Source organism: Bifidobacterium saguini DSM 23967, from assembly GCF_000741715.1.
GTDB classification, from domain to species: domain Bacteria; phylum Actinomycetota; class Actinomycetes; order Actinomycetales; family Bifidobacteriaceae; genus Bifidobacterium; species Bifidobacterium saguini.
On record NZ_JGZN01000013.1, the window covers coordinates 20,389 to 34,644 of the forward strand.

Sequence of the window (14,256 nt, forward strand, 5' to 3'; positions counted from 1 at the left end):
CCTTGGTCGCCACAGCAGCTCAACATTTCGAAATCAATGCATATCTCGTGAAAATACGCCGCTGACTACTACAGCCTTACCGCACTAAGAACACCATAATCAGAATCATTGCGAATCCGGCCAAATCGGTTGGCGTAAACACAGCCCCGGCAAACAGCACACCGGTGATGGTGGCGGTCACCGGCTCGCTGGTGCCGAGCATTGTGGCACGCATCGCCCCACACCGCTGTGTGCCGGCCAAAAACAGCCAATACGCGCCAAACGTGCCGCCAATAATCGTGAATGCAATCAATCCCAGTCCAACAGCGTCCAACGAAGGCGCGGTGGCCCACGGCCGCACAATCGGCAGCAGAATCAGCCCGGAAATCACAAACATGATGCCGTTGACGGTGAAATTACCCCATCGCGCCATCATCGCAATCGGCGCAATCGACATGATGGATGTGCACAGTGCATCCAATAATCCCCAGAACAGACCCGCGAGCGGCAGACTCAGCTGACTCAAATCGCCTCCAGTGGCGATGAGCACCGTGCCGGCAAACGCCAGCGCAATGCCAATGCTTTCCTTGACTCGCGGCAATCGCTGCCCGCGAACGCATACGATGGCCAGCACAAACAGCAAGTTCAGCGTCTGTAGCACGGTTGCAGTGCCGGAATTCGTCCAATCGATAGCCTTGAGATACGCGACTTGCACGAACAGCACGCAAATCAGCGAGCATGCCAGCAGTTTCCAATACGATTTGCGATCTTTCAGCGCACCAATCAGCAACTTTGGCGTGAACGATGCGGAGCATGCGATGAAGATTGCACCAGCAGCCAGTTCGCGTACGCATGCGATCCACAGTGGATCGGCATGGTAGTTTCCCATCAGCAGCTTGGATACGGTGGCATTGACGCCCCACAAGGTACCACCTGCGAGCACCAGCAATGCACCAATCACAATATCGTGCGGAGTGCGTTCGAAGGTGGGTGTTCGCTTGGATTGCCCTATGCGGTGCGACTGCATACGCGACGACTGCGGCTCGGCTGGATTGGTTGCGGGAGATGTCACAGCGGCTCACTGTACGCTCGTCAGGCGAGCGACACGACTGGGGATCGGCTGCGCGTGCAGTCACTTCAGCGTTATTTCAACCGCAGTCGTGACTTTATGGTGTCCACGCAAAAGAATTCTTTAATCCTAAGAGAGTTGGAAACGTTGGAATTTCAACGATTTGCAATGGAGCGGACGACGGGAGTCGAACCCGCCTCTAAAGCTTGGGAAGCTTTCATTCTACCGATGAACTACGTCCGCATGCGACTCGCACAACCGAAAACCACCAGTTGCGATGACGCACAAATAGCTACTGTAGCACAGTTGAAGCGGCATCGGCTGAGCCAATGCTGTTTTTGGGCTTTGCTCCTACTACCCCTCAGTCCCGCTTCGCGGTCCAGCTCCCCTAACAAGGGGAGCCAAAATTCGCGTTAGCGCAAAGCGTGTACGGGATATGGGGCAGCTAGAGGCTGGCCGCCGTTCATTTCCTGAGCCATTTGCATGAGACGGGCGATGCGCTGATCGGTCGGCGGATGGGTGGAGAACAGCTTAGAGAAACCAACTGAAGAGAACGGGTTTGCAATCATCATGGCGCTTACCGATTGCGTGCCCGCGGTTTTGCGCATCGGCGTGGTTTGCGCACCATATGAAATCTTATTGAGAGCGGAAGCCAGCGCCTCTGGATCTCCTGTTAACAGGCTGCCATCTTCATCGGCATCGTATTCGCGTGTACGGGAGATGGCCATCTGAATCAGCGAGGCTGCAATCGGAGCCAAGATTGCGCTGAACAGCACACCAATCAGCCCTAATCCACCGGAATTATTGTCTCGACTGTCGCGCGAGCCACCGCCGAAGTACATCAGCGAATAACCCAAATATGTAATCACAGTAGCCATAGCGGAGGCAATTGCAGACGTCAAAATATCGTGATTATAGACATGCATCAACTCATGTCCCAACACACCGCGCAGCTCACGGGCATTCAGAATCTGCAAAATACCCCGGGTGCAACAGACAGCGGCATGGCGCTCATTGCGGCCGGTAGCGAAAGCGTTGGGGCTCATCGTGGGAGCGATGTAAATGCGCGGCATTGGTTTGCCGGCTCTTGCGCTCAACTCACGCACAATCTGATAGATTTCGGGAGCTTCCTGCTCGCTGACTTCGCGCGCTCCCATAGATGCGATGGCGAGTTTATCTGAGAACCAGTAGGAGAAGAAGGTAGTGGCTAGGCCAATAACAATGTAGATACCAAGTGTGCCGCGACTTCCACCAGTCGCCCACCAAATCAGCATGATGATGGCCCACATCAAGCCAAACAACAGCGTAGTCTTCAGGCCATTGAAATGACCATGCACCCTTACCTTGCCATTCATGAGGCCCAGCCTAAGGAGGCTAGCTGGATGATTGCTGGATACGCGCGGGGAGAAATTCGGGCGAGAATACCAAACTGCCCGTTCCTCTGCATAAGAGAAGCGGACAGTTTCACAGCAATACCAATCAGCCGGCTAATCCGACCAATAGGCTCAGGCCAGGGCGAGTTCGCGCATCTGATCGGGCTCGATGACCTTCTTGTGCTCGCGGCCTTCCTTCGCACCCTCGGCACGCTCGAAGGCATCGACCTTCTTCCAGCCGGCGAAGTCGATCGGCTTGACGCCACGCTCGGCGAGCAGGCGGTCGATGGATTCGGGGTCGCGGTCCTCAGCCACGCGGCCACCTTCGGCGGCCTTGGCCAGATCTTCGAGCATGTTGGTCACGATGGCCAGAGCGTCAGACTTGGTGGAGCCAATCAGGCCCACCGGGCCGCGCTTGGCCCAACCGGTGGCGTACAGGCGATCGCGCACTTCGCCGCCCTCGGCTTCGGTGGTGATGCGGCCGTCACCGTTGGCATTGGCCAGGTGAGCGCCGTGCTCGTCGTAAGCGATGCCCGGAGCCTCAGCCGGCTTGTAGCCGATGGCGTGGTACACGGCCTCAACCGGGTAGTCGGTGAATTCGCCGGTGCGGTGCATCTTGCCGTCTGCGCCGGTTTCGGTGCGCTCCACGCGGATGGCCTTTACCTTGCCATCCTCACCGAGCACCTCAGTGGGAGCGGAGTTGAAGTGGATATAGTACTTGCGGTCGGCCGGGTTGCCCTCGAAGTCCACATCGCCGTCGTCTTCCATGTCTTCGGCCATCTCACGCACGGCGAACAGCTCCTCGACCATCTGGCGGGTGAGCTTGTCCTTGCCGGCCACCTCGATGGTCTCGTCGTCCAGGTCGAAGTCGTCTTCGTTGATGATCAGCTGCACGCCGGGCAGCTTCTCCATCTCGCGCAGCTCCTGCACGCTGAACTTGGCCTGAGCCACGCCACGGCGGATGAACAGGTGCAGTACCTTGGCCTTGTTCTGGCCGATGCCTTCGTACACATTGTCCGGAATGTCGGTCTTGGCCTTGAGATCATCAGCGTTACGCATCAGCTCGCGGGCCACGTCCATAGCCACGTTGCCACCGCCAATCACGGCCACGTTTTCGGCAGTCAGCGGCCATTCACGGGCGCCGGTGGGGTAGCCGTCGTACCATTCCACAAACTTGGCGGCGCCGTACACACCGTCGAGGTCGGCACCGGGCAGGTTCAGCGGCTTGTCCTTCACAGCGCCGGTGGCGAACAGCACGGCGTCGTAGCGGGCGAGCAGGTCTTCGAGGGTTACATCCTTACCGAATTCCACATCGCAGTAGAGGTGGATGTCCGGGTTGTCGAGCGTCTTCTCGAGCGCGGAGGCGATAAATTTGATGGACGGGTGGTCGGGGGCCACGCCGTAACGCACCAGGCCGAACGGCACCGGCAGCTTCTCGAACAGGTCGATGCGAGCCTTGGTGCCGAGGCCGAGCTCCTCGCCCAGCTTCTTGAGCTGGCGCAGGAAGATGTCGGACGAGTAGACGCCGGCCGGACCAGCGCCAATTACAGCAATACGAAGTTCATTATTCACAGATTCAGTCACGCGTTACAGGTTATCGCAAAGCCTGCCGCGGCAACAGGGGTAAGGCAGTGGGAATTCTGTGATGTTATATGTGGCGAAGCTCAGGAGCGTAAGGACACATGGAGCTGCATACGGGGCGCTCAATTAATTGCAGCGGGACAGAACCTCGGACCGACCGAGGGAATACCACACTGGCGGCTCCTCAGCGTGGCGAATCCGCGAGTCAGTCGCTGAATCGCACCACAAGACCAGTTTTCCGAATAAAGCCACCAGTCACGGTGTCCCGGCAGCGAAAATCATCCCCTTTTGTCTTACCGAGACAGCATTTCATGTCCCGGTATGCCAATTTGACCAATTTGGGATTACCGAGACAGGTTTGTCTTACTTTACGCACGTCGGTCAGGAAGAAAATGGCGGAATTCCAACAATTCCGAATTATGATATTTGACGGTCAACCGCATTTGGGCACAACAATCTGTCCCGGTATTACGAAAACCACCGAAATCCGTTACCGAGACAAGAAATCTTGTCTCCGTAGCAAATTTCAACGTTGCAGATAAGAATCGGGACATACAGGAGCTATAGCAGTGAGGCACTGCACGATTATGGTAATCACTAATGTCAGATTATGGGGATTCCTAATGTAAGATTATGGTAATCACTAATGTAGGATTATGGGGAAGGGGAGTGGCGATGATTCCACGCATGCTAGGGAAACAGGCGCAACAGCTGGCACAATGGTTTCCGGTTGTTTCCATCACCGGACCGCGCCAAAGCGGCAAATCGACAATGGCCAAAGCCATATTCCCCGATTATGACTACGTGAATCTGGAGAATCCTCAAACCCGCAAGGCTGCAATCGATGACCCGGTGGGGTTCATTCGCCAGCGCCCATCCAAACTCATTGTGGACGAGGCACAATACGCTCCAGATCTGTTTTCGATGATCCAAGTCGTATCTGACGAACGCGGAGAACAAGGGCAATACGTGCTTTCGGGTTCGCAGAATTTCCTGCTGCTGAAACGCATTCAGCAATCGTTGGCAGGCCGAGTCGGATTGGTTAAATTGCTACCGCTCTCGTATCAGGAAGCATGCGACGCGAATCCTTCACTTACTGCGGATTCGTTTATGCTGCAGGGCGGCTATCCGCGCATTTACGATACAGGGATGCCGCTCAACCTGTTCTTTTCGAATTACATCGACACTTATATCGAACGCGATGTTTCCGAATATCTTGATGTGCGCAATTTGGCTGATTTCCGCCGATTCCTGACACTATGTGCACTGAGTTCCGGCGCATTAGTGAATTACACAAACATTGCCAACGAGCTAGGCGTAAGTCCTCGCACAGTAAAAGCATGGACCTCAATTCTGGAATCCAGCTACCTGGCGTTCCATCTCATGCCGTTCTACACGAACGCACGCAAACAGGTCGTCAAGACGCCGAAATTGTATTTCTACGACACCGGCCTGCTGTGCTATTTGTTAGGAATCCATACGGTTGAGGCGCTCATCGCTCATCCGAAATTTGGGGACATTTTCGAGAACCTTATTATCGCGGAGACCATGAAGTGGCATCTCAATGCCGGTCGGGATCCGCAATTGTTCTTCTACCGTGACGCCAGCAAGGTTGAAGTGGATCTGCTTGATTTCACCGACCCGAACAATCGCTTGATGATTGAGATCAAATCCGGGCAGACCTATCATGACCGATTCGCCCGACACCTGACTTTAATCGGCGATGTGCTTGGCATTCCAAAAGCACAGCAGTACGTAGTGGGCAGAGTCGAGCAAAGTTACACCTCGCAAGGCATCCACGTTACTACTGCAACCGATTGGCTCAATGGCAAGCGGTGATATGCTGAAAACGTTGCTTCGGCGCAAGGCTGAAGCGCTCTACGTCGGTGGGGGTTCTCTTATTACAGAGAGAGCCCCCACTTGTATTCGCCAGTGAGAAAACCTCGAATCAGGCGAAAGCAACGCCCCCGCTTAATCCCGATCCAACACAGCGGTGAGGGCCCAGAGGATGGAGACCACGTCGATGGCCTCCTGCAGGAAGGCGCCGACCACCACCGGAATCAAGTTGAAAGCGGCTGCAATCATGCCGATGACGGCGAGCGCGAGGCCGGCAATCACGGCCTGTAGCATGATGCGCTTGGTGCGGCGGGCGATGACGATAGCGCGCGGCACGGCGGCGATGTCGTCGTTCATGATGACGATTTGCGCGCTTTCCGAGGCGGCGGTGGAAGTGCCGTCGGTAATGGCGACGCCGAGGTCGGCGGCGGCCAGCACTGGGGCGTCGTTCACGCCGTCGCCCACCATCATGATGACAGGCTTCACAGTGGAGGACTCACGATGCAGCGGAGCTCCTGTGCGCGACTTGAACGAAACGTAGCCACCCAGCCGCCCGCCATGTATATGGCCGTCGGATTCACTCCTAGTCGCCGCCGCGACCGCGGCCACCTTATCCTCTGGGAAGAGTTCAGCGTGAACCTCATCGATGCCGACTTCACGGGCGATAATCTCGGCAGCAGCACGCTTGTCCCCAGTGAGCATGGTGAGCTTGTCAACGTCGAGCTCATGCAGGGCAGCGAGCGCGATCTTGGCGTTGGCGCGCGGCACATCACGCAGCACAATGCGGGCAATCAGCTGACCGTCCACGGACACGTAGGACGCCATCTCATCCGGCTGCAGCATCCCGAATCGCGTACGCACGTCTCGGGAGCCCGCTGCCAAGAAGCCGTCTTTCTGCGCGGCAGCGAACGACAGTCGCCCGACACAGACCGTATGTCCGTTCACTTCGCCGGATACGCCCTTGCCAGACTCCTCCTCAATGTGCTTCACCACCGGATAGTCGCGGCCATGCCCGGGCATACTCGCCTCCGGCTCCGGGCAATCGCGCTGACCGGCTGCAAACCGGGCACGCAATCGAGCCATCGCCTCCGCGCCAGCCTTTGCAATGCCTTTGGAGAGAATGTGCACTGAGTAGCCTTCCACCACGCCGGCCATCATCAGCACGTGATCCTCATTCAGCTGCGTCTTGACGCCCGGCAGCATCTCTACGCGCACCACCTGCGGCTGCTTGACCGTGAGCGTACCGGTCTTATCGAAGAAGATCTGGGTAACGCGGCCAAGATTTTCCAGCACATCTTGGGTTTTGATGAGCACGCCGGCCGCAGCCAATCGGCCAGTGCCGGCGATGTAGGCCACTGGCGCCGCAATCAGCAGCGGGCACGGAGTGGCGAGCACCAGCACTTGCGCGAATCGCGTCGGAATGCCGGATACTGCCCAAGCGATACCTGCAATCACCAGCGACAGCACAGTGAACGGTACCGCCAATCGGTCAGCGGTCTTGACTACGGCTGGGCGGGATTCTTGGGCGGACTCGACCAGCTGGAGAATGCGCTGGTACTGCGATTCGGCTGCCGGCTGAGTTGCACGCATAGTGAGCGCTGCTGAACCGTTGACCGCGCCCGACATCACGCGAGCGCCCGCGAACACCGTGCGCGGCACCGGCTCGCCATTGATCGCACTCAAATCCAGCGTCGCCTCACCGGAGAGCAGCTCGCCATCCACCGGCACGATCTCACCGGGCAGCACCATCAGCACATCGCCCGGCTGCACTTGGGCAACCGGAACCGTAGTGAAATGCTGGGCCGCCGCGGCTTGTGCGGTAGCAGTGCGGCGGAAGCCATCATCGGCTGTATCATTTTGGGCTGTATTGCGGCCTACGCCGGGCAACGTCACGACGTGCGCGGTTTGCGGGGCGGCTTTGACCAGTGCAGTCAGGCTGTGCTCGGCCTTGCTTTGCGCGTACTCCTCGATGGCCTCGCCAGACGTAATCATCAATGTGACCGCCCAGCTGGCCCAGTATTCGTGCACCGCCACGGTGGAAAGCATCGCCATCACGGCGAGCAGATCGACGCCGACCTGGCCGTGGCGAATGTCGTCGATCATGCCGCGGACAGTGTCAGTCACAATAATCAGTACCAGAGCAATGACCAGCCACTGGCCGACGCTAGGATTATCGAGAATCGGCAGGGCCACCGCACTCCCCCACGGGCACCAATCGCCAAGTGCAGCCAAGGGAATTGCAGCGATAATGACTACCGGCAGCATCGGTACCAGTTTGCAAACGCGGATGGCTGCGGCAGACAGTCGTGTGAAGAATCGGACGAGATTGTGCATCTCATACTCCTTACGCTCGTATACGGGGCCGATTGCTGCGGTCAGCTGTTGCAGCGAGGAGGCGGGCGGATGCGGGTATGCAGTCGCGTGGCCAGCCACCAATCGGCACATGGTCACGCCTTGTTAACCCACCGGCGTCTATGCCGGGCAGCTTTCAGCGGATGCGGCTCTGATGGCCTTAGTTTCCGCGTGCTTGCTGCGCCTGCGCGACCTTCCGATACACGGCGTATAGAATTATTCAGTTATCGCAATGTGATTGCATCTGCAATGGTGCCGTATGCGTCGGACTTTGATGTCTCGCACATGCGAAATTCCCATGCGAGGACCCACGCAACGCAAAAGGACCGTGGGGGATATCCCTCCACGGTCCTTTGATTGTCGGACATGGCGTTCAGCGGTGGCCGCCCAACGTCATGTGACGTGTGCTGGGCGGTTTACCAGAGGCCGAACGGATCAGTGAAGCCACCGTCGTCGCCGGTGCCGCCGTCGCTGTTGCCATTGCCGTTGGAACCGTTGCCGTTCTGGTTGTTCTGGCTATTGCCATTGCCGTTCTGGCTATTGCCATTGGAATTGTTCGAGTTAGAGCTGGAGGAACCGTTCACGGCGGACTCTTCCTGATCCAGCGTCACATCCACATCCATAGTCTTGCCGTCGCGCACGATGGTCAGCGTTGCCTTGTCGCCCAGGGCGGAGGCGCGCACAAAGCCGAGCAGCGAGTAGTTGTTGTTCACCGCGTTGCCGTTGAAGGCCACGATGGTGTCGCCTTCCTTGAGGCCTGCCTTGTCGGCCGGGCCGCCGGAGACCACTGCAGAACCACCGGCGGTCGGCTTGGTGATGGTGGCGCCGCCGCGGGTCACGCCGTCCGCTTCAACGGTGTCGGACTTGATGGTCACGCCGAGGGCCACATGCGTTGCCGAACCGTCCTTGATGATTTCGTTGGCCACGCGCTTGACCAGGTTGGACGGGATGGCGAAGCCGATGCCGATGGAACCGGCGGAATCAGAGGACGTGGCGGTGGAGGCGATCGAGGAGTTGATGCCGATCACCTGACCGGCCGCGTTGAAGGTCGGGCCACCGGAGTTGCCGGGGTTGATGGCGGCATCAATCTGCACGGCGTTGGTCACGATTTCATTGTTGTTGTCGTCGGTCACGGTCACCGGGCGGTTCAGGGCGGAGACGATGCCGGTAGTGGCGGTGTCGTCGTAGCCGAGCGGGTTGCCGATGGCCATCACGTTCTCGCCGACGGCGAGCTTGTCGGAATCGGCGAATTCCACGGCCTTCAGATCGCTCGGAGCATTGTCAAGCTTGATGACGGCGATATCGGTGGTGGTATCAGTGCCGACGAGCTGGGCGGTGTACATGGTGCCGTTGGCAAGCGTCACCTGAATCTGCTGTGCACCGGAGATGACGTGGTTGTTGGTCACGATGTAGCCTTCGGTGCTGATGATGGCGCCGGAGCCCTTGGCCGTGCCGTTGCTCAGCTGGGTCTGGATGGAGACCACAGAGCCGGAAACGTCACTGGCGACGGTCTGCCAGTCAGGCGCTTCGCCAGTCTTGGCCGTTGCGGAGCCGGAGCCGGACTTATTGGAAGTCACGTTGGCCAAGGAGCTGGAGGTTGGCACGGTCACCCAGCCGTAGGTGATGGCGGCATAGCCGAGGCCGAGGCACAGGGCGGCGGCCACAACGGCTGCAATCACCGCGGAAATAACGCTGGTTGCAACCTTGCTCGGAGCCTTGGTTGCCGCCTGCGGAGAGCCCGCGCCCGGCTGAGGAAAGCCCGGCTGGCCCGGCGCACCCGGAGTCGTACCGTTCGGAGTGCCCGGAGTACCAGCAGCATTGGCGTTGTTCGCATTGTTGCGAGCGCCGAAGCCAAAGAACCCATGAGAGCCATTGTCGTTGCTTTGCCCGTTCTGCGGAGCGCCCTGCGGGGCAAACGGGTTGCCGTTGGACGGCGTGCCCGGCTGCGGGTTGTTGGTGAAGTACGGGTTGCGGTTGCCCGGCTGCGGCTGCTGGGGTGCAGACTGGCCGAATGGCAGCGGCTGGGTAGGCTGTGTGGGCTGCTGGCTGGGCTGGTTAGCGGTTGGCACTGGACCATACGCGCCGAACTCAGGGGCCGGTCGGTACAGCGGGGTTGTGGCGGCTGGGTCAGAAGCCGGGGCGCCTGCATTAGCGTCATCATCGGCAGAAGGCGAAGAGGAAACCACCGTGCTCTCGCCCTTGGCGGAAGCATAATCCGGAATCGGTTCAGTTACCGCTGCCTGCGGAGCGGTGGCAGTGACATCCGGGCTGGCGATGGGCTGGGTAGCGTCCAGTCCGGTACCAGCAGAAGCCGGCTCATTGGCGGCCGGCTGCGGCTGAATGGGTTGCGTGTTGTTTTGCGAATCGTTCTGCGATTCTTGCGGGGTCTGGTCGACGCCCTGCGGGTTGAATTCGTCAGCCATTGCTGCTCCTTTGATGATGTCTATTACGTCTCTTGGTGTCGGTCTCACCGTTCACCAGCTGGCCTGCACCTCTCGTGCTCTACCTCTGTAGTAAAGGCATCCAATCTGGAGGTTTTCTGAATGTTGGTTGAAAGTCTATGCGTAATCTGCGTAGAGTCATATGGATATCCGTGTTCTTTTCCCGCCCTTTTGCCTAAAGTGAAACCATGACAAGCCTTCTTGAACATCCGCGCGGCGCGCAACCCGGCCAGCCCGGCGACCGCAGCGCATTCAGCTTTGAAACCATCACACGACTTTCGTCCACGGCGAACGGCCTTGGACGTGACGGCGCACGCTACGGCCGCACCGGCATCATCCACACCCCTCATGGAGATATCAAAACCCCAGCGTTCGTGCCAGTGGGCACGCAGGCGGCCATGAAAGCCGTGCTGCCCGAGCAGATGAAGGATCTCGGTGCACAATGCTTGCTCGCCAATGCGTTTCACCTGTTCGAGCGCCCCGGCGAGGACGTGCTGGATGCTGCGGGCGGACTGGCGCGCTTCATGAACTGGGATGGCCCGACCTTCACCGATTCCGGCGGCTTCCAGGTGATGTCTTTGGGCGTCGGTTTCAAGAAGACGCTGGCGATGGACGTGACCGGCATGAAGTCGGACGACATCATCGCCAAAGGCAAGGAACGCATGGCCTGGGTGGACGAGGACGGCGTGACGTTCAAGTCCCCGCTCAACGGCGATTCGCACCGCTTCTCCGCTGAGATTTCGATGGGCATCCAGCACAAGCTGGGCGCAGACATCATGTTCGCGTTCGACGAGCTCACCACGTTGATGAACACCCGTTCTTACCAGGAGGATTCGGTGGAACGCACGTTCCGCTGGGCCAAGCGTTGCGTGGCCGAGCACGAGCGACTGACTGCCGAGCGCCTTGGCAAGCCGTATCAGGCACTGTATGGCGTAGTGCAGGGCGCGAATTATGAGGATTTGCGCCGTCACGCGGCCGAGCAGATCGCCTCGCTTGATTTCGACGGTGTGGGCATCGGCGGCGCGATCGAGAAGCGCATTATTGGCGACACTTGCGCCTGGATTTGCGACGCGATGCCGGAAAACCGCCCGCGTCATGTGCTGGGCATCGCTTCCGTGGACGATATTTTCGCCTGCGTGGAGAACGGCGGCGACACATTCGACTGCGTGGCCCCCGCCCGCTGCGCCCGTAATGGCGCGATTTTCACGCGCAATGGCCGCTACAACATCAAGCGCGCGCAGCACAAGTTCGACTTCGGTCCGCTGGAGGAAGGCTGCACCTGCTACACCTGCCAGCATTATTCGCGCGCCTACGTGGATCATCTGCTGCGTGCCCGTGAGTTCAACGGCTTCACGCTGGCCACGATTCACAACGAGCACTTCTTCGTAAAGTTGCTCGACGATATTCGCGCTTCAATCGACGGCGGCTACTTCGAGGAGTTCCGCGACGAAGCGCTGGCCCACTTCTACGGCAACGGCGAGCGCAAGCCGGGTCTGTGAGAGCCGGGACTGCGACGGTAGGCATACACGCCTAGTACTGCTTTCGCGCGCAACAACCTGAATCGGATATCGCTCGCAACGGTAACTGCTCGTAGGGGTTCAACTCCCCCGCGAGCAAATGAATGAGCAGGCCAAGTCTGCCCCAAGCACCACACGACACGCCGAGGATTGTGCAATTGCGCCTTCGGGTGTAAATTAGCCGATTGTCTGCGAGTGTGGCGGAATGGTAGACGCGCTGTCTTCAGGTGGCAGTGAGTGTATGCTCGTGGGGGTTCAACTCCCCCCACTCGCACCAGCAAGTAAAGGGCTGGAACCGAAAGGTTCCGGCCCTTTTGCTTTTCGCCGCACCGTTGTTACCGCGATCCGATGGCGACTTTGCACTGCATCTGACGAGTAGACTGTAAGCAGTGCAACGCACGCAATATGCGCGCAAGGAACAGTGGGGGGGGGGATGGCTCTATGGTCAGCGTAAAGGACATCGAGACTAAGACGTTTCAGACCGTGCGATTCAAGGAAGGGTACGACGTCGATGAGGTCGACGTTTTTCTCGACCAGGTGGTCGCCCGCGCTAAAGCAGGAAATCCTATGACTCCCGCGGAAATCGCCGCGCAGACCTTCCAGACCGTACGGTTCAAGGAGGGATATGATACCGGCGAGGTTGATGAATTCCTCACCGAGCTGGCCAATGGCGTGACCGTTGCTCCGTCCGACAACAAGAGCGATACGAACAATGCGTCTGTAGCTACGGCTGCCGCGCCCTCGGTTGTTTCATCAAAGGACAACGCCAACCGCTTCGACAGTGGCTCGCCCAGCGTCACTGACAGCTCCAGCACCTCTGGCGAGGACCCGTTCTCCGGTGGCAACGCACAGGTTCCGTGGTAATCGGCAGTAACACCGGCGACCGACGCTGCTGCTGTAGGCGAGACTGATCAGTATGGTGGGAAAGCCGGCAAAGCGCGGGAAGAGGAGATGCGATGGGTACTGCAGGCAGCAACAGCGAGCATAAGCAGTACTCTGACGACGCATCGGTCGCATCGACGGCAACTGCGGCAGCTGCACTACCGAGGAAATCCGCAACGCACAGGAAATTGCGAAAGCCCCGCAAATCCACCGCGCCTGAGAAGTACGCGCGCGGTACGCGGTCGTACACAATGTCGCACATCCGCGGCAAGGATACGTCGATTGAAGTGCTGGTGCGCAGTTATCTGTTCCGTCGCGGCCTGCGATTTCGCAAGAATGACAAGCGCTATCCCGGACATCCGGATGTGGTGTTGCCGAAGTATCGCACAATCGTGTTTGTAAACGGCTGCTTCTGGCATATGCATGAAGGCTGCACGAAGCATTCGATGCCGAAGTCGAATGTGGAGTTCTGGACGGCGAAGCTGCTGCGTAATCGAGCGCGCGACGCCGCCCAGCATGCCGAGCTTGAAGCCGCTGGGTGGCGCGTCATCGTGGTGTGGGAGTGCGAGCTAGCAAAGGCTACGCGCGAGGAGCGGCTGGGTAAGTTGTATGAGCAGATTGTTGGAGGCAATAGCACCGAAAGCAATCCCAAACTGTTACTAATGCAGTAGTACAGCTCAGCAATGCAGTGGGACTTTTACTTGCCATACTAGTAAAAGTCCCACGGTTCTTGGCTGTATTTGATTGCACATGATTCTGAGTGGATCTCAACCTTGGCGCGCGAGCTGCACGGCGGTACCGGAGGCGGTGACCATGAGCATGGAGCCGTCCGCGCCGAGCACTTCGTAGTCAATGTCAACGCCGACTACCGCGTGCGCGCCTATCGCCTCGGCACGCTGCTGCATTTCAGCGATGGCTTCGTTGCGCGCCTTCGTCAGCTCCTCCTCATAGCCCTGGCTGCGACCACCGAACACGTTGCGGAAGCTCGCGCCGATATCCTTGAACATGTTCACGCCGGCGACCACTTCGCCGAACACAATGCCCTGGTAATTGGTGATGACATAGCCGTCGACCGACGGCGTGGTGGTGACAAGAATCATGGTGAGTTTCCTTTGGCTCTGGTGTTGCAGCGCGGGTGATATTCGCGCGGTTTTACTGCAATCCTATAAGCAATCGCTCACGAACTGGCATGAGACCAGACGAAAGCCCTGCGATTATGTCCCGAT

Annotated in this window: 10 protein-coding genes, 2 tRNA genes and 1 pseudogene; 6 read left to right on the forward strand and 7 right to left on the reverse strand. The window is 58.6% G+C overall.

All coding sequences use genetic code 11. The features are described from left to right. Window positions 1-76: 76 nt before the first annotated feature. The 4 genes from BISA_RS08450 to BISA_RS08465 all read right to left on the reverse strand — a co-directional run bounded on the left by BISA_RS08450 (window position 77) and on the right by BISA_RS08465 (window position 4,005). Window positions 77-1,006, reverse strand: coding sequence for a DMT family transporter (locus BISA_RS08450; RefSeq protein WP_051917469.1), 930 nt, complete (start codon window positions 1,004-1,006; stop codon window positions 77-79). A 211-nt stretch (window positions 1,007-1,217) separates the two neighbouring features. Continuing rightward, a tRNA-Gly gene (locus BISA_RS08455) sits at window positions 1,218-1,291 on the reverse strand. Between the two features lie 170 nt (window positions 1,292-1,461). Then, on the reverse strand, window positions 1,462-2,403 hold the full coding sequence (gene htpX / locus BISA_RS08460; RefSeq protein ID WP_033891416.1) for a zinc metalloprotease HtpX: 942 nt from the start codon (window positions 2,401-2,403) through the stop codon (window positions 1,462-1,464). Between the two features lie 150 nt (window positions 2,404-2,553). After that, window positions 2,554-4,005 carry an FAD-dependent oxidoreductase gene (locus tag BISA_RS08465; RefSeq protein ID WP_033891417.1) on the reverse strand — a complete coding sequence of 484 codons (1,452 nt, stop codon included), beginning with the start codon at window positions 4,003-4,005 and terminating at the stop codon, window positions 2,554-2,556. 684 nt (window positions 4,006-4,689) lie between these two features. Here BISA_RS08465 and BISA_RS08470 point away from each other — a divergent pair. Continuing rightward, complete coding sequence (locus BISA_RS08470; RefSeq protein WP_420308721.1) at window positions 4,690-5,841, forward strand: ATP-binding protein; 1,152 nt, start codon at window positions 4,690-4,692, stop codon at window positions 5,839-5,841. 132 nt (window positions 5,842-5,973) lie between these two features. Here BISA_RS08470 and BISA_RS08475 read toward each other — a convergent pair whose 3' ends face one another. Both BISA_RS08475 and BISA_RS08480 read right to left on the reverse strand, forming a co-directional pair. Next, a complete protein-coding gene (locus BISA_RS08475) occupies window positions 5,974-8,172 on the reverse strand; it encodes a heavy metal translocating P-type ATPase (protein ID WP_033891622.1) in 2,199 nt (732 codons plus the stop codon). Between the two features lie 434 nt (window positions 8,173-8,606). Continuing rightward, complete coding sequence (locus BISA_RS08480; RefSeq protein ID WP_033891419.1) at window positions 8,607-10,613, reverse strand: S1C family serine protease; 2,007 nt, start codon at window positions 10,611-10,613, stop codon at window positions 8,607-8,609. 206 nt (window positions 10,614-10,819) lie between these two features. On the opposite strand from BISA_RS08480, the gene tgt reads away from it, so the two are divergent. The 5 genes and pseudogenes from tgt to BISA_RS08500 all read left to right on the forward strand — a co-directional run bounded on the left by tgt (window position 10,820) and on the right by BISA_RS08500 (window position 13,701). Beyond that, on the forward strand, window positions 10,820-12,130 hold the full coding sequence (gene tgt / locus BISA_RS08485) for a tRNA guanosine(34) transglycosylase Tgt (protein WP_033891420.1): 1,311 nt from the start codon (window positions 10,820-10,822) through the stop codon (window positions 12,128-12,130). A gap of 209 nt (window positions 12,131-12,339) precedes the next feature. Then, window positions 12,340-12,425: transfer RNA gene (locus tag BISA_RS08490), tRNA-Leu, on the forward strand. A gap of 164 nt (window positions 12,426-12,589) precedes the next feature. Continuing rightward, window positions 12,590-12,692, forward strand: a pseudogene (locus BISA_RS13525) (DivIVA domain-containing protein); the annotation flags it as partial. Then, window positions 12,686-13,012: a DivIVA domain-containing protein gene (locus BISA_RS13105; RefSeq protein WP_420308722.1), complete on the forward strand. Its 327-nt coding sequence runs from the start codon at window positions 12,686-12,688 to the stop codon at window positions 13,010-13,012. The pseudogene BISA_RS13525 and the gene BISA_RS13105, both read left to right, overlap by 7 nt. 92 nt (window positions 13,013-13,104) lie before the next feature. Then, window positions 13,105-13,701, forward strand: a complete 597-nt coding sequence (locus tag BISA_RS08500; protein WP_081890080.1) for a very short patch repair endonuclease — start codon at window positions 13,105-13,107, stop codon at window positions 13,699-13,701. A 96-nt stretch (window positions 13,702-13,797) separates the two neighbouring features. Here the strand turns inward: BISA_RS08500 and BISA_RS08505 are convergent, their stop codons facing one another. After that, complete coding sequence (locus tag BISA_RS08505) at window positions 13,798-14,130, reverse strand: putative heavy metal-binding protein (RefSeq protein WP_033891422.1); 333 nt, start codon at window positions 14,128-14,130, stop codon at window positions 13,798-13,800. Between the last annotated feature and the right edge of the window lie 126 nt (window positions 14,131-14,256).

Excerpts from the sequence above, each read along its gene's own strand:
- BISA_RS08450 (WP_051917469.1), bottom strand. The coding sequence starts at position 1,006 with ATGCAGTCGCACCGCATAGGGCAATCCAAGCGAACACCCACCTTCGAA.
- htpX (WP_033891416.1), bottom strand. The coding sequence starts at position 2,403 with ATGAATGGCAAGGTAAGGGTGCATGGTCATTTCAATGGCCTGAAGACT.
- BISA_RS08470 (WP_420308721.1), top strand. The coding sequence starts at position 4,690 with ATGCTAGGGAAACAGGCGCAACAGCTGGCACAATGGTTTCCGGTTGTT.
- BISA_RS08475 (WP_033891622.1), bottom strand. The coding sequence starts at position 8,172 with ATGCACAATCTCGTCCGATTCTTCACACGACTGTCTGCCGCAGCCATC.
- BISA_RS08480 (WP_033891419.1), bottom strand. The coding sequence starts at position 10,613 with ATGGCTGACGAATTCAACCCGCAGGGCGTCGACCAGACCCCGCAAGAA.
- tgt (WP_033891420.1), top strand. The coding sequence starts at position 10,820 with ATGACAAGCCTTCTTGAACATCCGCGCGGCGCGCAACCCGGCCAGCCC.
- BISA_RS08500 (WP_081890080.1), top strand. The coding sequence starts at position 13,105 with ATGGGTACTGCAGGCAGCAACAGCGAGCATAAGCAGTACTCTGACGAC.
- BISA_RS08505 (WP_033891422.1), bottom strand. The coding sequence starts at position 14,130 with ATGATTCTTGTCACCACCACGCCGTCGGTCGACGGCTATGTCATCACC.